The sequence below is a fragment of the Flavobacterium sp. 3HN19-14 genome, from assembly GCF_051373205.1.
Lineage (GTDB): Bacteria > Bacteroidota > Bacteroidia > Flavobacteriales > Flavobacteriaceae > Flavobacterium.
On sequence record NZ_JBPPZT010000001.1, the window covers coordinates 2,819,245 to 2,835,126 of the forward strand.

At 39.5% G+C, this 15,882-nt stretch carries 21 protein-coding genes and 1 pseudogene; 5 read left to right on the forward strand and 17 right to left on the reverse strand.

From position 1 onward, the window contains the following. Window positions 1-74 precede the first annotated feature (74 nt). From ACSLFW_RS15190 to ACSLFW_RS15220, 7 genes are all read right to left on the reverse strand, one after another. Window positions 75-1,106: a hypothetical protein gene (locus ACSLFW_RS15190; protein WP_436556464.1), complete on the reverse strand. Its 1,032-nt coding sequence runs from the start codon at window positions 1,104-1,106 to the stop codon at window positions 75-77. A gap of 21 nt (window positions 1,107-1,127) precedes the next feature. Next, on the reverse strand, window positions 1,128-1,262 hold the full coding sequence (locus ACSLFW_RS15195; protein ID WP_436556465.1) for a hypothetical protein: 135 nt from the start codon (window positions 1,260-1,262) through the stop codon (window positions 1,128-1,130). A gap of 82 nt (window positions 1,263-1,344) precedes the next feature. Next, window positions 1,345-2,172 carry a hypothetical protein gene (locus ACSLFW_RS15200; RefSeq protein ID WP_436556466.1) on the reverse strand — a complete coding sequence of 276 codons (828 nt, stop codon included), beginning with the start codon at window positions 2,170-2,172 and terminating at the stop codon, window positions 1,345-1,347. A 257-nt stretch (window positions 2,173-2,429) separates the two neighbouring features. Continuing rightward, on the reverse strand, window positions 2,430-2,552 hold the full coding sequence (locus ACSLFW_RS15205) for a hypothetical protein (protein ID WP_436556467.1): 123 nt from the start codon (window positions 2,550-2,552) through the stop codon (window positions 2,430-2,432). Between the two features lie 93 nt (window positions 2,553-2,645). Then, window positions 2,646-3,935 (reverse strand): zinc metalloprotease, encoded by a 1,290-nt coding sequence (locus tag ACSLFW_RS15210; RefSeq protein ID WP_436556468.1) that lies wholly within the window; start codon window positions 3,933-3,935, stop codon window positions 2,646-2,648. Window positions 3,936-3,951: 16 nt separating this feature from the next. After that, the gene (locus tag ACSLFW_RS15215) at window positions 3,952-4,464 is read right to left on the reverse strand and encodes a hypothetical protein (protein ID WP_436556469.1); all 513 of its coding nucleotides are present in this window, start codon (window positions 4,462-4,464) and stop codon (window positions 3,952-3,954) included. Between the two features lie 47 nt (window positions 4,465-4,511). Continuing rightward, window positions 4,512-5,417, reverse strand: coding sequence for a hypothetical protein (locus ACSLFW_RS15220; RefSeq protein ID WP_436556470.1), 906 nt, complete (start codon window positions 5,415-5,417; stop codon window positions 4,512-4,514). Between the two features lie 445 nt (window positions 5,418-5,862). Between ACSLFW_RS15220 and ACSLFW_RS15225 the strand changes: the two genes are divergently transcribed. The 5 genes from ACSLFW_RS15225 to ACSLFW_RS15245 are packed head-to-tail and all read left to right on the forward strand — an operon-like array spanning window position 5,863 to window position 9,113. Next, a complete protein-coding gene (locus ACSLFW_RS15225) occupies window positions 5,863-6,381 on the forward strand; it encodes a hypothetical protein (protein ID WP_436556471.1) in 519 nt (172 codons plus the stop codon). 46 nt (window positions 6,382-6,427) lie between these two features. Further along, window positions 6,428-7,021 carry a hypothetical protein gene (locus tag ACSLFW_RS15230; RefSeq protein WP_436556472.1) on the forward strand — a complete coding sequence of 198 codons (594 nt, stop codon included), beginning with the start codon at window positions 6,428-6,430 and terminating at the stop codon, window positions 7,019-7,021. A gap of 4 nt (window positions 7,022-7,025) precedes the next feature. Further along, a complete protein-coding gene (locus ACSLFW_RS15235) occupies window positions 7,026-7,676 on the forward strand; it encodes a hypothetical protein (protein ID WP_436556473.1) in 651 nt (216 codons plus the stop codon). After that, window positions 7,648-8,445, forward strand: coding sequence for a sensor histidine kinase (locus tag ACSLFW_RS15240; RefSeq protein WP_436556474.1), 798 nt, complete (start codon window positions 7,648-7,650; stop codon window positions 8,443-8,445). Before ACSLFW_RS15235 ends, ACSLFW_RS15240 begins: the two co-directional genes overlap by 29 nt. Next, on the forward strand, window positions 8,445-9,113 hold the full coding sequence (locus ACSLFW_RS15245) for a response regulator (RefSeq protein WP_436556475.1): 669 nt from the start codon (window positions 8,445-8,447) through the stop codon (window positions 9,111-9,113). Before ACSLFW_RS15240 ends, ACSLFW_RS15245 begins: the two co-directional genes overlap by 1 nt. Window positions 9,114-9,772: 659 nt before the next feature. Here the strand turns inward: ACSLFW_RS15245 and ACSLFW_RS15250 are convergent. The 10 genes and pseudogenes from ACSLFW_RS15250 to ACSLFW_RS15295 form a co-directional block, all read right to left on the reverse strand. Next, entirely contained in the window at window positions 9,773-10,060 is a 288-nt protein-coding gene (locus ACSLFW_RS15250; RefSeq protein WP_436556476.1) for a GIY-YIG nuclease family protein, read from the reverse strand. Between the two features lie 184 nt (window positions 10,061-10,244). Beyond that, window positions 10,245-10,421 (reverse strand): CPBP family glutamic-type intramembrane protease, encoded by a 177-nt coding sequence (locus ACSLFW_RS15255; protein WP_436557468.1) that lies wholly within the window; start codon window positions 10,419-10,421, stop codon window positions 10,245-10,247. After that, window positions 10,394-10,939, reverse strand: a pseudogene (locus ACSLFW_RS15260) (CPBP family intramembrane glutamic endopeptidase); the annotation flags it as partial. The pseudogene ACSLFW_RS15260 and the gene ACSLFW_RS15255, both read right to left, overlap by 28 nt. Window positions 10,940-11,077: 138 nt before the next feature. Then, complete coding sequence (locus tag ACSLFW_RS15265) at window positions 11,078-11,446, reverse strand: T9SS type A sorting domain-containing protein (protein WP_436556477.1); 369 nt, start codon at window positions 11,444-11,446, stop codon at window positions 11,078-11,080. Further along, window positions 11,416-12,066, reverse strand: coding sequence for an RCC1 domain-containing protein (locus ACSLFW_RS15270; protein ID WP_436556478.1), 651 nt, complete (start codon window positions 12,064-12,066; stop codon window positions 11,416-11,418). Before ACSLFW_RS15270 ends, ACSLFW_RS15265 begins: the two co-directional genes overlap by 31 nt. Next, window positions 12,033-12,329 carry a hypothetical protein gene (locus ACSLFW_RS15275; RefSeq protein ID WP_436557469.1) on the reverse strand — a complete coding sequence of 99 codons (297 nt, stop codon included), beginning with the start codon at window positions 12,327-12,329 and terminating at the stop codon, window positions 12,033-12,035. Before ACSLFW_RS15275 ends, ACSLFW_RS15270 begins: the two co-directional genes overlap by 34 nt. Before the next feature lie 229 nt (window positions 12,330-12,558). Next, entirely contained in the window at window positions 12,559-13,041 is a 483-nt protein-coding gene (locus ACSLFW_RS15280; protein WP_436556479.1) for a hypothetical protein, read from the reverse strand. A 120-nt stretch (window positions 13,042-13,161) separates the two neighbouring features. Further along, window positions 13,162-14,799 (reverse strand): maltokinase N-terminal cap-like domain-containing protein, encoded by a 1,638-nt coding sequence (locus ACSLFW_RS15285; protein ID WP_436556480.1) that lies wholly within the window; start codon window positions 14,797-14,799, stop codon window positions 13,162-13,164. Then, on the reverse strand, window positions 14,799-15,491 hold the full coding sequence (locus ACSLFW_RS15290) for a hypothetical protein (protein WP_436556481.1): 693 nt from the start codon (window positions 15,489-15,491) through the stop codon (window positions 14,799-14,801). The genes ACSLFW_RS15285 and ACSLFW_RS15290 overlap by 1 nt, the downstream gene beginning before the upstream one ends. Continuing rightward, a complete protein-coding gene (locus tag ACSLFW_RS15295; RefSeq protein WP_436556482.1) occupies window positions 15,484-15,834 on the reverse strand; it encodes a hypothetical protein in 351 nt (116 codons plus the stop codon). Before ACSLFW_RS15295 ends, ACSLFW_RS15290 begins: the two co-directional genes overlap by 8 nt. Window positions 15,835-15,882: the final 48 nt, after the last annotated feature.

Consider the following 15,882-nt stretch of genomic DNA (forward strand, 5'->3'; position numbering starts at 1 on the left):
ATCGATGCACTGGTCATCAAAGTGGCTCAGGCTACTGCCAGATTCAAAACACTGCGGTGTATAGACCGGAACGTTTATTCCGGCACCGCCAATATACCTGATAGCCGTATTGCAAACCGTATTATCGACGGGTAGGCTGTATTGGTATGTGAAGGCGCCGTACAGCCAGGATACAGTGATGAGACCGGTACACCTCCACTGGTATTGAATCTATAATTATACATAGAGCTTGACGCATTGGTGTTCGAAATCAGCGGTATGGGGCTACTTCCCGCGTAGTTAAGGAACTGGTCATAGCGCGAGTAATAATAATAGCTGCTCCCTGAATTCGGCACGCCGTCAACGCCAATACGTGTCGCAAAACCGAGCGTGTGTGTCATCTCGTGTAAAATTACAGTATAGAGGTCTTGCTGACCAACAGCTGCAGGAACTGAAAGGTCGGTATTCCAGACGGTTGAACCGCTGAAGTTGAACGCCATCATTCCGTGGAAAAAAATTCCGTCGCCAGCGTAGGTACCACCGGTTGTCGCGGTATTGATACCTAAGATACTGGTATAGGAATCTTTTCCTGTGTGAAGTGTTTTCCAGATTTCGTTATCGGCAATTCCGCCAACAGGATTCGGATTAGGGTATATGCTCGGATAGGTGAAGAATGGTGTAACCAGTCCTAAAACCCCGGCCGGAACTCCCGGTATGCTGGCAATATTCCTCACCCAAATCCGTACCCTTGCATTGGAGCCGGATTGGAGGGTTGGCAATACGATAAAATTGGAGATGTCCTGCAACGCTGTACAAACGACATTACGCCGGGCAATCTGCACCGGGTCTGTCGTGCTGCTCATCCCGCTTCCTGTTTCAAAGTAAACATCAAAAATCCCCGGATTGCACATTAACGTGCTGGCATTGATGTCGAGCGCCTCCCTTCCTGCACCTTTTGGTGTCCTGACCTCTATTTCGGAAAATTTGTATTTATTTCCGTAATTGTCGTAAACGCCATCGAAAAAGTCCCTGAAGCCTGTTTCCTTGACCCGCGGGGTATCTGTCCGCTGCGAATATGTCGCGGCTGCGGTGCTTACCAGCAGCAGCGTCAGTATCATTTTTTTCATGCTTCTCATCATTGCAGCTAATTATTTTTTTTCAAGTAACGTTTGTACCTGGGCTTTCAGCGCCTCAAAATCAGCGACCTGCTTTTTTGCATCTTTTTCCTGTTTAATGATGTAGAGTGTCAACTCTTCTACCTTTTGAAGCAACAGCTTGTTCATTTCGCCAGGTCGACACCATTGGCAACTACTTCCTGAGCAGACGGGATTTCCGGCAGGTGCTTGTTTTCATCGATATATTTTTCTACTTCAGACAGGGCCTTAACTTATAGTCATTTGCGAAGACGTGATCTGCCCAGCCGCCAAGTCCGGAGATTTCTACTTTGATCCTTTCGCTTTTGATGCCTTTCTTTACGAACAGCAGGTAATCATCGCAACCGGTGCAATTAAGGCTTACGGTGCCGATACCCACTTTTCCCGTTCCGTCCTGTACAAACAGCCTCGTCACGTTGGTATCGCCTTCTATCAAAGAAAATCCGTTGTAAGTGATATATGGATCCGGGCTGTTATAACGCGTGTTTCCCATTTTCCAGATATTAGACGGGGATGTCTTGTTGTCGTTCTTAAAATACAGGTATTTGGTAGGGAGCGAGCCTGTAGTGACTACGAACGCGTTGTCTGCCATCTGTGTAGTACCTGATACCTTTATGTTTTTCCCGACGTTTAGCGAAGTGGCGTCAAAGATAGTGCTGGTTCCGGTACCGATATTGACTTTTGAGCCATCGTCGAGGATGCTGCTGCAGGACAAGCCTCCGGCAGATGTACGTTTTGTCAGGTAGTTGGTCGTGGCACAGCCGATGGTAAATAACGTACTGATGTCTTTGTAAACCACCAGGTTATCTTTGTCAATCATCATCACTTTCTTGGCGGATTCATCATTGTTTATTGTCTGCAACCGTACCGTTCCCCGAACGTCGAGGGTGGCAGTTGGCGCAGCGGAAGTTCCGATTGTAACGTTACCTGTCCTTGTGATGTCGGCATTTGGGGAATTACTGCCTATCCACTGTTGTGCATTAGCACAAGCAGAGGTTAAAAGTAATGCAAGCGCGATGTTTTTGAAATTGTTTTTCATTTGGTTAAGTTTTAGGATTAATTGTTAAATTTAACAAAAAAAACGTAGGGTTTGTATTTTTTTTGCGATTCCTTTAAAAATATACAAAGCAGGTCAAGAATGCCGGCATACTTTTTCTATTCGATAAGAGTTATTGAACTTTAGCTTGTCCAAGCGGAGAAGGATCAGGTGGCGCATTTGGAAAGCATTGGCTGCGAAGAATACCTTGCAATCCAGAGCGGGTTGTTGCAGAGGGTATTGAGGTTGGCAGGCTGGCGCTAAAAAGCGGCGAATTGGAATAAATAACCAACGGGATATTGCTGTAGGCTAAAGGCCGTGATGAAGTCATACACCCATGTTGAAACACCGCATGAGAGCGTGCGGTTTTTTTTTGTGCTCATTGATTGAATATTTTTAAATGATTCTTGGCTATCTTAAAAGCAACATTCCGAATTTTATACTATAATTCACAAAATAATCGTGTAATAAAATCTTTACTGAGGAGAAAAAGATATTGTTTCTTTTGGTTGCTGATCTTTAATCAAGATAGGGTTACTGACAGTTTTAGTATCATTTTGCTTATTAGCGGTAACCTCAATCTCATATAGCTTATCTGTTTCTAATCCTTGAATAGAAGCTGCTGCTTTTTTTGTAGTAAAAGTAGTAACTGTGTTATCCAGTAATGACTTCAGGCTAATAGTATAATTAACTGCGCCGTCAACAGTTTTCCATGATAAAACCTCTTTATTAAAAGCATCGATTACTGGGGGAGCCGATTTTTTTAATTCCTGCCAAGTCTCTACATTGGCTATATTAAACTCATTTCCGCGAACAATATCGGCTCTCGGACAGCCAGGTATGAAATTGGCGCGCATACGTTCCATTTGCTTTTTTGTAAACATCACCATACACGAATCATTTACATAATCCATATAGTTCATAAACATTTCTCCAAATGGATTATAGGGTGGACATTGACACGATTTCGGATAAGTAAGGCATCCAAAATTTGCCTTTTGTTGTGGTGGCGTATCACTAATTCCGTCGTCGGCGCAATCTGCGTCATCCCAATAAGTGTTTCCCCATAGATGATAAAGTCCTAGCCAATGACCAATCTCGTGGGTTGCGGTGCGACCTTTATTTAAATTTGGATCATTTCCCGCAGTACCAAAAACATTATAATGGATTACAACTCCGTCTACAATAGCTGGTGTTACACCCGGAAAAGTGCCATATCCTGCCAAATCATTAGGTTTAGATTCAATGATATTACCAACCCAAATGTTTAAGTAAAGATTGCTGCTGTAAAGTCCCATGTCGTGACCTCCTGAATCAGAGAATTTTATATCATCCCTAAATTGATAAAAATAATCTTTGTTGGTCTTAACTCTAAAGACTTTCTCTAAACGAAAACGGATTTTACAATCTCCTGCAATAAAAGGTTTAAAATCTTTAGGAACATTAAATAAATCGGCATTAACTCCACTAAAATCATCATTAAGAATTTTGATTTGTTTGGCTATTTCCTGATCTGAAATGTTTTGTTGTTGTGTCTTATAAACAATATGAATTACAACAGGAATTGTAATGATCTGATTATATTTTGCAACAGAATCAGCATAATTTTCATAGCGACCTAGCGCTTCAAGTCGTTTGGCAACTTCAGGAAATTTTTTTGAATTGTGATCTTGGTAGGCGTCACTACCGCAATTTCGTTGTGAAAAAAGCGGTTGCGCAAAAGTGATAAATACTGCTGCTGTAATAATTAATTTTATATTTTTCATATTTTACAATTTAATGTTATTTAAAAGTTGTACTGTATTCCATAATATAATTTTGGCTTCGCAAATTCATATTGAATATCTTTTTCCACATCGGCACTCTCGTTACTATATCTCCTACTTTGAGGCTTTTTAAAGATTTTATCCAGCTACCTGCAAAACCACAGGACAAGGCAAATCTTCCGCCATTAAAAGCATTGAAACGTAAACCTGCACCAAGAAGCAGCGTTGGAAAATCAGTATTAATTCCGGCACCAAGTTGAACAAAAGGATGTATGTCGGAATTTTCTATAAAATAATTGTAATTTATCATGACTGTCAGGTTGAGCCGTTTTACATTATCATTTCCAATTTTAGATACTTTTAAATCGCCAGTTGCATCATCTGTTACCGCATCATATTTTGGAAAATCAAGATTTGTGTAAGCAACACCTGCAGATACTTCAGGAATAAAGCGCCTGAATTTTCTAAAGCGCACCACTTTTTCTAACTTGCTTGCGCCATCTTCTGCAATAATTTCATCTGCTGACATTTTTTTGTCGCTTGCAGTTGAAAGTCTGTATCCGGCCTTTTTTATAGTCAAAGTATAAAATGCAATTTTACCTTTTCCAATTGCGTATTCGGATTTACAGGCAGGCACCAATCACCGCATCTTTTTGGGTTGCTTGCCAACTCATAAGTTTTATTTACTGAATTGTATGCTAGTTTTAAATTTTCAACACGTTTGAATTGCTCCTTTTTTACTGCAATAATATCTTTAACTTTTTCTTCGAAAAGACCCTGTATTACAAAATTATAATCTCCGTTTCCACAGCCAAACTCAGAAATTTTACTTTTAAATAACTCCACCATTAAATCAATATCAGTATAATGTTTCAAATACTCTGCTAATTCACTTTTAGCAATATCAATTCCTGCCTTAGTGGTACTTTTATCAACGAAATCAAGGTTTTTAAGATTTTGAAAAGTTGCAGCAATTTTGGTTTTCAAATCATTTTCAAGCTCTTTTTTAATACTATTGTATAAAATGTTTAAAGTGTCAAACTCAGATTTACAAGGATATTCTTGGCTAATGACCCTGCCAGATGCGTTTTTATTTTGCTTTGTAAACCCAACATAACCATCAGCATAAGAAGTCAATGATTTTAAAGCGTCGGCTGCTGCAACATCAATTTCATCTGGCTTAAGTTCACTTTTACCCTCAAAACTATAATCTAAAGGATTTAGCGGCGTTATAAATGTCTTAACCAGATTGCCGCCAACTAAAAAAATAATAGAATCCTTGACAAATCCTATTTTTCCTGTATTGACAATCTCAAAATCAATCCTTTTGTCACTGCTTTCTTTTTTTTCAGTCTTATCGAATAAAATGTATTGTGAATTTTTCATATTAATAGCATCTTCAAGAACATCACTGGCTTTTTGACCAAAAAATGTAGAAAAGCTTAGTAATGCCAATACGGTAAATAGTTTAATTGTTTTCATGATGTTTTGTTTAGGATTATTAAGTCAAATTTATTTCGGCGCTGGTCGGCACTATTAGGGAAATGCCTATTTCAGGGAAGTTTTTACCCTAACCTGCAAAAAATCAGCTGAATAGTTACAATACTAAGGATTATTTGATATTTTAGCGGCATAACTTTAACAGGGAAAACATTATTAAACTAATAGGGATTGCCCTATCTATAAATTTTCAATAAGTCTGAACTTTGAATGATAACTTTAAATTCTTAATCATGAAAAAACAACTATTTTCAGTCATCATTTTATTACTATTAGCATGCAACGAAAAAAATTCAGCACCTCCGGTTGATGATTCTGAGACCGAGAGAAGAGCTATTGCGGCCGCTTGTCCGGTACAATTGTACTTACAAAGGCGTCAATTCCTAATTATTCAAAATGGGAACTAGACAATAAAGATTACTTATGCTTGAATGCTACTGAACCGACAAAAGCTTTTATAGATATTGAAAAAATCAGGGATACTCCTGAAAATTACGCAAAAGCAATGTGGTTAAAATGCAATGGCGACTATATCGATTATGACGCCTCCGCACAAAGTATAATTGATGTCCACAATCTAATTAGTCCTCCGCCTGCAGGTTATCAATTAGGTGTTGCCTATTCAGAAATGACTTTAGCACAATTAAAAGGGAAAATTACCGCATTAGGTTGCGATTATACTAATGACAGATATAATAATTTTGTCGAACTTTCATTTGATGCCAATCACGACATCGTACTTAAGCACACACGAACATTTGATCCAAATAATAATAGTTATGCAATCGCTTTATTGAAAAGTATAGCCAAGAAAAGTGCTAACGGCGAAGCTTGTAAAATTAAATTTTATGATGCAAAAAAAGGTACAAAAAGTATTATTGTACTTGGAACTGATGATTCTCAGACAGTAAGGACTTATGACTTTTCTGACCATCCATTCATGTAATATCAAATAATCACAATGTAACATTTATTTAAGCTTGAAATACATTATGAAAAAAACTATACTTTTATCTTTCGCATTTTTTACAGCAGTATGCTGCGATTGCAAATGTCCAACTGACGACAATACCCAAACTGACAAACCGATTAGAGCATGCGTTTCCATAACCAGCTATCCAAATAATACAGACCCCAACACCGGTGCAGCATGGTTGAGGGCAAACGGAGAGGAAATATGCTACGATGATACATTTAGGGCGGTCGTTAAGCAGGCGCACGTGTATGCGTTAAATATCGCTGATATTAATACCGCGAAAACACCCTTGCCTTTAACCCGTGCAGATTTTGAGTCGATGACATCAGGTATTTCCAATTATGGTTGCTATATTGGCTTTAATATTGTAAACGGGCAAATCAGCAGTTTCAAACGAGTGGCTGTTTTTACTCCGAATGCGGAAGTATATTCAATTCCATTTCTCAGGGCATTATTTTACGATGGCACGCCACAGTTAACTTTTCTGTATGCGAGACGAAACGGCACTGAAAGGATATTTGTGAAGGTTGATGGTTCTTCTTCCCCAATTTTTTATGATTTCTCTGACCATCCTCGAAAAAAGACGAATACAGATCAATCCCCGATATAACATATTGACAGAACTATTATCTCAATATTACACCCCAATCAAAATACTTGTTGCCTTGACTTTCATTGCAGCATTTATCGTGCTGGATAAAAATAAGCAAGTAAACAAATACATCCGGGTCATCTTACTAACCTGTTTTTTGACAGAATTGTTAGTGCCGCTGGCGTTGTATTACAAATTAAATTCAAAACTCATACAGAGTGTTGGAATTGTATGCCACCAGTCGTTGTGGATAATGCTTGTACTGAAAGCAGTAAGAAAGAATACCAATGTTACAAAATTCATTATTCCGGGTTTTCTGATTTCTGGTATGGTAAACCTCATTTTGGGCGAAGGCATAAACAAGTTCAATTACATGTCATTTGTCATTGGTGCTTTCATTTACCTAACCATTTTTATGTTGAAAAACATCAAGGATTTAAAGAATGAAAATGTAAACGCATTTCTGGAAAACGACTATCTTTTGTTGTTTTCTCCCGTAATTTTCTTTTTCGGAATGAGTTTTATGCTCGCTTTCCGTGGCGACATTATTGATATAAAATTATTCGACGATGTTACTTTATGGGTATTTGTCGTAACCTATATCAATGTCATTTATTACGTACTAATCAACTTATACATATTCCGTGAATACAGGAGAACAAGAATTGTATAAAATAGCTTTAGGTATTGCTATCGCTGTTGTATTTGTTACGCTGATATTACTTTTCTGCGTAGTATTTATACGTCTTTACTTCACCAAAATCAAAAACTACACAAAACTCATCTACCAAAAAGACCTCGACTTCCAAAAAGCCCTCAACACTACAATAATAGAAACCCAGGAACAAGTCCTCAACAACATCTCGCAAGACCTGCACGACGATGCCGGGCAACAACTCACCTACATAAATTTCCAGATTGAAAACCTGAAGCTCGACTCGCCTGAACTTGCAGGAATACTGGAGCCGCTTACGGTTTCAACCGGGCAGTTGTCTGAATCCATCCGCAGCATCAGCCATTCGCTTAACAACCAGGTTGTGCTGCAGCGCGATCTGCTCAAGGCCATCGAAAGCGATTTGTTGCGCGTTCAGAAAAATCCGCGGCTTTCGGTCGATTTTATGATTAATGATGATGCCAGAAAAGCTTTCAATACCAATGAAAAAATTGTAATTTACCGCATCTTTCAGGAATTGCTCAACAATGTTTTAAAACATTCGAAAGCCAGCGCTTTGCATATCGACATCCGCACTTCGCCGCACTTTAAAATGACAATGACTGATAACGGGACAGGTTTTGTTTACAGTGACAGCCAGCTCAATAAGGCGACACTCGGATTACAGGGAATGGCCAGCAGGGCGGAAATCATCGGTTATTCAATTGCCGTTGATACAGCTCCGGGAAAAGGTACCGTAACGACACTTTCAGAACAAAGTACAAGCTAATGGAAAAAACCACAATAGGCATTATCGACGACCACAAGATCGTGCGCCACGGCCTCACGGAATTGCTGCACAAAATGAACGGCTATAAAGTAATCTGTGAGTTTGAAAACGGCGAGGATTTTCTCGCGGCATTACCTATGGAAAACCCGCCACAGCTTTTTATCCTTGATTATTCGATGCCCAATATGAACGGCGTGGAAGTATTAAAAGCGCTCGAAACACTTGAAGGTGATTACAAAGTACTGCTGCTTACCCAACATTTTGACGAACAGATCATCGATGCTGCCTATCACCATGGCGCACGTGGTTTCCTGCATAAAAACTGTACGGCGGCAGACCTGAAATTTGCCATTGACAATATCGTCAAGATTGGTTATACGAATGTTTCTGAGATATTGAAGCGCATCCGGAATTACACAGCGCCACAAAGTGATGATGCGCGCACCAGCATACAACTTTCGGCACGCGAACTTGATTTCCTGACGCTGGTTTGCGACGAGCAGGAATATACCTATGACCAGATGGCAGCGATTATGGGGCTGTCGGTAAAATCTATCGAAGCTTACCGCTCGGCGCTGTTTGAAAGATTCAATATCAAATCGAAAGTGGGGTTGGTATTGTTTTCGTTTAAGTATAAGATTACGCCGCCATTTGTCAGTTCGAGTTGAGTAAAGAAATGCGACAGCTTTTCTTTAGGAAGTATCGAGAACGTTGGGTACACTGAAGGTTCTCGATACAATTTCTATAAAAAAGCTGACGCATTTTTATAGAAATTACTCGAATTGACGGGTGATGATATTGATTTATTATCGTCAGTTTGAGCTTTCGTCAGTTCGAGTTGAGTAAAGAAATGCATAAGCTTTTCTTTACGAAGTATCGAGAACATTTGGTGCGCTGAAGGTTCTCGATACAATTTCTATAAAAAAGCTGACGCATTTTTATAGAAATTACTCGAACTGACGGGTGATAATATTGATTTATTATCGTCAGTTTGAGCTTTCGTCAGTTCGAGTTGAGTAAAGAAATGCGTAAGCTTTTCTTTAGGAAGTATCGAGAACCTTTGGTGCGCTGAAGGTTCTCGATACAATTTCTATAAAAAAGCTAACGCGTTTTTATAAAAATTACTCGAACTGACGGGTGATGATATTGATTTATTATCGTCAGTTCAAGCTTTCGTGAGTTCGAATTGAGTAAAGAAATGCGTAAGCTTTTCTTTAGGAAGTATCGAGAACATTTGGTGCGCTGAAGGTTCTCGATACAATTTCTATAAAAAAGCTGACGCATTTTTATAGAAATTACTCGAACTGACGGGTGGAGGCAATAAATATTAGAATTTCTTTTTAGATAAGCCTGATAAAGAGTTGTAATCACCATTAATCAATGCTTCTTTCTTTGCTCTTGACCATTTTTTTATTTGTTTTTCTTTGTCAATTGCAAAATTTATATCGGTAAATTCTGCGTAGAATACTAACAGTACAGGTCGTCTTTTAGCGGTATAACATTCAGGAAAATAAGCTGTTTGATGTTGGCAGAGCCTTTTTTCAAGGTTAGAAGTGATTCCTGTGTAATAAGAATCATCATTGCATTTTAAGATGTAGACATAGGATAGTTGCATGGCGAATAGTTTTTATAAAACTAATTATTTTTTGATTGGATTTTACAGGCGTCAGTTCGAAATCTCGTCAGTTCGAGTTGAGTAAAGAAATGCGACAGCTTTTCTTTAGAAATTACTCGAACTGACGAAAGCTCGAACTGAGGAAAACTCGAACTGACGTGTGGATGTAATATTAAGATTTCAATCAGCCTCTCCCCGATTGCATATACAACAAAATAAAATCCCATAAAAAATGGCAGATCATCAGGATTTTGATGTTGCGGAATTTCCAGTAATATACCGCAAAAACGGTTCCGATGATAAATGGCCAATTACATTGATGATGGTACCGTAACCAATATGCAGGATTGCGAAAATCAATGACGAAGCAAAAATAGCAAGGAACGGGCTTTTAAAAATGATTTCCATTCTGGGTTGCATGTAGCCGCGAAAAATAAATTCTTCGACAATTCCGGCGGTAAGAGCGGTGAAAATCAGCAATAGCTTATTGTCGCGAAAAATAGCGAGCATTTGAACCATCTTAGCACTGGCGTTGTTGAGGCCTAATAGTTTCATTCCAATACCCAGGAAAACAACCAATATGAATAATGAAAATAAAATGGCAACAACGGAAATAATGCCTTCGATTATAGTATAGATACGGTCTTTCCAAAGCAGGAAGGGTTGCTTTTCTACTTTTACAACATAATACCATAAACCGGCAAGTGACAGCCAATAAAATAATCTGGATGCCCATATCGACGACGCATTTAATTTTGCATAGCCGAATATATTAAGCGCATCAGGCGAAGCCAAAAGCGAAAACAGCAACAGGATTACGGGCGTGGCAATCATGCCGGTAAGCATCTTGTTTCTTAAATTGATTTCGGATTGGTTCATTTTATGGGTTAAATTCTGACTGAAGACTTCAATTTTATTTAATTTTCTGAAGCATTTTTAAAGTGGTATTATAACCTTATGACATCGGACTCGATTTTCAGCAATAACCTGCTTTTCGCAGTCTGACAGATGGCCAATTTATGCTTTGATAAATTTTAATTGATACATTTGATTTTCGCAAGAGAGTTTAATAAAATAAACGCCGTTACTTAAGTCAGAAATGTCTATCTGCTCTTGCGGACGGTTAAATTCCCTAATTTTCTCACCTCTTATGCTGTAGAGGATGATTTCATCTATTTGTTTATGCGACGGATTCGATAGGTTTATAAATTTTGAAGATGGATTCGGGTAAACTGAAATCTTATCAACAGCAGCATCACTTATACCTAACGCCGGAATGAAAAACACTTGACAGTTGTTCAATTGTGGTTGCAGGATTTGCGATAATTGTGATGTGCCATAACCGGGGTCACCTACTAAGAGCTGGCCACTTTGATTGTGACCCAACCCCATAAGGTTTGGTCAGATTTAATAGAATAAGCAGTAAATATTGAGTGATCAATTAATTTTTCCCAATCGGTTGCAGTTGTAATTTGTGTTGGTATGCTTACATAATCAGACTCACTTGGAATTGTACCATTGCCTAAAGCACCATAAACATTCTGACCCCAAGACCAAAGTGTACCATCTTCTTTTACAGCGTAGGAGGCGTTGCTACCTGCTGAAATCTCCTTCCAGTTGCTTTCGGTTCCGACCTGAACCGGATTTGTTTCATTAGCGAAAGTTCCAATTCCCAATTGTCCGGCAAAGTTGTAACCCCATGCCCACAACGTGTTGTCATTCTTGAGTGCAATACAATGGTGCCCACCTATTTTAACTGACTTCCAATCTGCACTATTTCCAACTTGCGTCAAAACATTTGTGGTCGTAAGCGTTCCGTTTCCCAATTCTCCCAAAGTGTTGCTACCACATGCCCACAGGGAACCATTACTTTTTATAACCATTGTTACGGTTGCATTCGCCTGTACTTTTACCCAATCTGTATCGGTGCCAACCTGAGCCGGAATACTCTTATTAGTCCAAGTTCCATCCCCTAATTGACCGTAATTATTAAGGCACAGGTCCATAATCTTCCGTCATCACTTATTGCGCAAGAATGCGTTGATCCCGTTGAGATATCCACCCAATTATTTGATGTACCTAACTGCACGGGCAATAAATTATTGATATTCGGGTCGTAAGGTATTCCCAATTCTCCAAAATGATTGTACCCCCATGCCCACAATGTTCCGTCAGATTTAAGCCCCAAAGTGTGAGAATAGCCAAGACTGACCTTTATCCAGTCATTATCAAAGCCAATCTGCGCAGGCTCGCTAACCGAATAAGTCAGGCTTCAACATTCCCCAACTCCATAAAGTATTATCGTCTTTAATTCCTGTTATGCGATATGGTTCAGAATCTATAGATTTCCACAAACACTGCGCATTTAACTGGATGCTGAATAAAAAAAGAAGAGGTATATTTTTTTCATTTCTATGGTATTAGATTAAACGATCAGCATTTGGAATAGGAGTTGAATTAACCAAATGTAAGTTTTTTTTAGAAACTTTTGTAGATTTTCAGATATTCCAGATTAAACCGATTTTCAGGATGTGGTAAATTAGAAATCCGCAAGCGACGACTGTATAATCATTGCGGCCATTCCAATTCACCTTCCACTTTATCAACAACCAGATACACGGAATTGTCCAAAGGCTTTTCAATGCCAGATACCATAGTAATATCTGCGGATGCAGCCATGGGTCGAGGCACGATTGGTCGCGAAAGATATTGCTGATTTCGAAAAGCAACGGGCTTATTAGTAGCAACAACAGGAATATGCTATTGATTTTGATGAAGCGGCTGACGATGTCGTAGCACATTATGTAATAAAGCGTCAGGATTATTTGAATTCCAACTTCGAAAAGCAGATAACTTTGGTTTTGAAGTGTTAATGAAGTTATGCCTGTTAATGGCATCAATGGCTTTTGGAATTCAAGGAATAGCATTACGGTCAGCCATCTGAAGCTGTAAAGAATTAATCCACACGCAATGATTTCCATCGCGGTTTTCAAATATTCAATTAGTGCTCGTTTAACTGCTGCCATATGAAATAAATAAAATCATTAAAATACCTTGATAATCAAGATATCTTAATGGTTTTTATTCATAATATTTTTTTGTCAATTACTGTCAAACTCCATTATACTCGCAATCCCCGTTAACGGAATCACCGCCCAGCGCGGACGTGAATTGAGTTCATAACCCAATTCATATACGGCTTTCTCCAAAATGCAATATTTCAATAAAAAGTCGATTTCCTTGCGGTAGCCGATGTTGAGGTTGCCAGCTTGCGCCACTTCCGTGTATGTCTGCAAAAATACGCCTACGAAATACTTGAACAACACCTCACCGGCATGGAATAATTCGTGCTGCTCGTATGGATATTTATCTTTATTGTTGAAGATTGTTGCATAAATCGAATAATGGAAGGAACGGAACATCCCAGCTACATCTTTGAGCGGCGGCTGTTTGACTTTCCTGTCACGAATCGTACTTTCCGGTTCGCCTTCAAAATCCAATAAATAAAAATCTTCGCCATTGACCAACACCTGTCCGAGGTGGTAATCGCCATGAATCCTTATGCGCTCTGATTTCATTTTCGTCCAGTCAAAATCAAGGAACAGTTTCCTGATTTCCTTTTTATTGTCGAGGAATTGATTCGCGAGTTCTAATGCGAGTCCGTCAAGCTTATGCAAATTGTTCTCCAGAATATTCAAACGATTCTGGAACTGGTACGTCAGCCTGTTCTTTAACCAAACGGTATAATCGCCGTTGTAAGTAGTTGGCGTAAAGGCAGTATCATGAATATCGCTCCCGAGCGCAATGTGCATTTCTGCCGTCCTTGTCGCAAGTGTATGGATGCGAAGGAAAATACTAAGTCCGGCCCAGTCGATGATTTCGTGCGGCACTTCGTTAATCTTGAGCCTTTTGAACAACTCAATATCCGGCAATTTTTCGGTCTTGATTTTCTTGTTTTTAAGATTGTCGAAAATACGGTCGATTTCCTCAAGCATGAATGCCCAGGCGTCGCCTTGATTAGGAACCAATTCCTGCATCAATCCGAGTGTCATATTGCCTTCGGATAATGCTACGCTGATGCTGCCTTTGTATTCTGGCGAGCTTTTGAAATTCATCCTTTCTGTCAGGAAACGGCTGATTTCGTAATCGGGATTGGTGCTGATATAAATGCGCCTGAAGATCTTTAAAACAACGCTTCCGTTATAAATGATGGAAGTATTGCTCTGCTCTACGCCCATGAATTTTGACGAGACATATTCTTTGTCGTGCATTTTCTTGCCACGGTGGAATTTCACCTTCGTATCGCCTTTGTCAGCAACTCCGGCAATCTTATCAAACAGCAATTTCCTGAAATCTTCCTGATGCAAGGCATCAACGAGAAATCCTTCCTGGCTGCCCATTTTCACCGGTGCGATGATGGTATTGGTGTCGAGTTCATCCTCTGACATGAATGACACCGGCATGAAATAATGCTGGTAAAATGCTTCCTTGAAATTCACCTCAAGCAAAACGCCGTAATATGTATTTTTCTTCGAAACGATCTTGAAAGAATCAATCACTTCGATGTATTTAAGCGTACTCGCCTTCCCGCCATACCAACGTTTATTGACGATATAATGTTCTAAAATATCAGATGAAAATACCTTCAGGAATTCAGCATCCGTAAATGCATTCTTCCACTCTGTCTTAAAAACAAAAGGATTCTGGAACTGGTCTTCGTTAATCTTGGCCTTAATCATCAGCGTTGGATTTTAAATAAGTGAAATGGCAGTGATGGGTGGAGTTCGACAAAATTCCACTCCCTATCCCAATGGTAACTGTTGCCCGTGATCAGGTCGGTCACATGAATCGGCTGGTTGCCCAACGCCATGATCGGAATCCTGATATTGCCTTGCTTGATGTTGTGTGCGTCGAGGCTGGCGACCATGAGCGTTTCGTTTTCGCGGTTATCGTCGAATTTGTAATATGCCATGAGTTTTTCGTCTGAAGTATCGCAAAAGATGATATTGTTGGTTTGCTGAAGCGAGGCATTTTCTTTACGGATCTGGTTCACGCGTGCAATTAATGTCGTCAATCGGTTCTGAATGCTCCAGTCCCATTTGTAGACTTCGTATTTTTCGGAGTTGAGGTATTCCTCTTTTCCGGCGGCCATCGGTGTTGAAACCATATATTCAAATACAGGGCCGTAAATCCCTACGCTTGAACTTAATGTCGCCGCAAGGAAATATTTTTGCAAATGAATCGATTCATTACCGTTTTGCAAAGCGAATGGATTAATATCAGGTGTATTCGGCCAGAAATTCGGGCGGTAGAATTCTTTTTGTTCGGTCTGCGTTAATTCTTCGACATATTGCGTCAGTTCTTTTTTAGAATCGCGCCAGGTGAAGTAAGTGTATGACTGCGAAAAGCCTTGCTTGGCGAGTTCATTCATGATTTTCGGCCTTGTAAATGCCTCCGCTAAAAACAACACATCCGGAATGTTTCTTCTTGATTTCAGCAATCAGCCAACCCCAGAAATAGAATGGTTTTGTATGCGGATTATCTACACGATACACTTTTATACCGCATTCTTCAATCCAGAACAGAGCAACGTCCAGCAATTCTTTCCACAAATTTTTCCAATCGCCGCTTTCGAAATAAATCGGTTGGATGTCATGGTATTTTTTCGGTGGATTCTCGGCATATTGCACCGTTCCGTCAGGACGCCATTTGAACCATTGCGGAAAATCTTTTACGTAAGGATGATCGGGCGCGGCTTGCAATGCATAATCCATGGCGACTTCAATCCCTAAATCCTTTGCCGCTTTAACGAGCGATTTGAA

Excerpts from the sequence above, each read along its gene's own strand:
- ACSLFW_RS15245 (WP_436556475.1), top strand. The coding sequence starts at position 8,445 with ATGGAAAAAACCACAATAGGCATTATCGACGACCACAAGATCGTGCGC.
- ACSLFW_RS15285 (WP_436556480.1), bottom strand. The coding sequence starts at position 14,799 with ATGATTAAGGCCAAGATTAACGAAGACCAGTTCCAGAATCCTTTTGTT.
- ACSLFW_RS15290 (WP_436556481.1), bottom strand. The coding sequence starts at position 15,491 with ATGAATGAACTCGCCAAGCAAGGCTTTTCGCAGTCATACACTTACTTC.
- ACSLFW_RS15215 (WP_436556469.1), bottom strand. The coding sequence starts at position 4,464 with ATGTCAGCAGATGAAATTATTGCAGAAGATGGCGCAAGCAAGTTAGAA.
- ACSLFW_RS15280 (WP_436556479.1), bottom strand. The coding sequence starts at position 13,041 with ATGGAAATCATTGCGTGTGGATTAATTCTTTACAGCTTCAGATGGCTG.
- ACSLFW_RS15295 (WP_436556482.1), bottom strand. The coding sequence starts at position 15,834 with ATGGATTATGCATTGCAAGCCGCGCCCGATCATCCTTACGTAAAAGAT.
- ACSLFW_RS15200 (WP_436556466.1), bottom strand. The coding sequence starts at position 2,172 with ATGAAAAACAATTTCAAAAACATCGCGCTTGCATTACTTTTAACCTCT.
- ACSLFW_RS15250 (WP_436556476.1), bottom strand. The coding sequence starts at position 10,060 with ATGCAACTATCCTATGTCTACATCTTAAAATGCAATGATGATTCTTAT.
- ACSLFW_RS15205 (WP_436556467.1), bottom strand. The coding sequence starts at position 2,552 with ATGAGCACAAAAAAAAACCGCACGCTCTCATGCGGTGTTTCAACATGG.
- ACSLFW_RS15210 (WP_436556468.1), bottom strand. The coding sequence starts at position 3,935 with ATGAAAAATATAAAATTAATTATTACAGCAGCAGTATTTATCACTTTT.
- ACSLFW_RS15190 (WP_436556464.1), bottom strand. The coding sequence starts at position 1,106 with ATGAAAAAAATGATACTGACGCTGCTGCTGGTAAGCACCGCAGCCGCG.
- ACSLFW_RS15220 (WP_436556470.1), bottom strand. The coding sequence starts at position 5,417 with ATGAAAACAATTAAACTATTTACCGTATTGGCATTACTAAGCTTTTCT.
- ACSLFW_RS15230 (WP_436556472.1), top strand. The coding sequence starts at position 6,428 with ATGAAAAAAACTATACTTTTATCTTTCGCATTTTTTACAGCAGTATGC.
- ACSLFW_RS15270 (WP_436556478.1), bottom strand. The coding sequence starts at position 12,066 with ATGGACCTGTGCCTTAATAATTACGGTCAATTAGGGGATGGAACTTGG.
- ACSLFW_RS15195 (WP_436556465.1), bottom strand. The coding sequence starts at position 1,262 with ATGAACAAGCTGTTGCTTCAAAAGGTAGAAGAGTTGACACTCTACATC.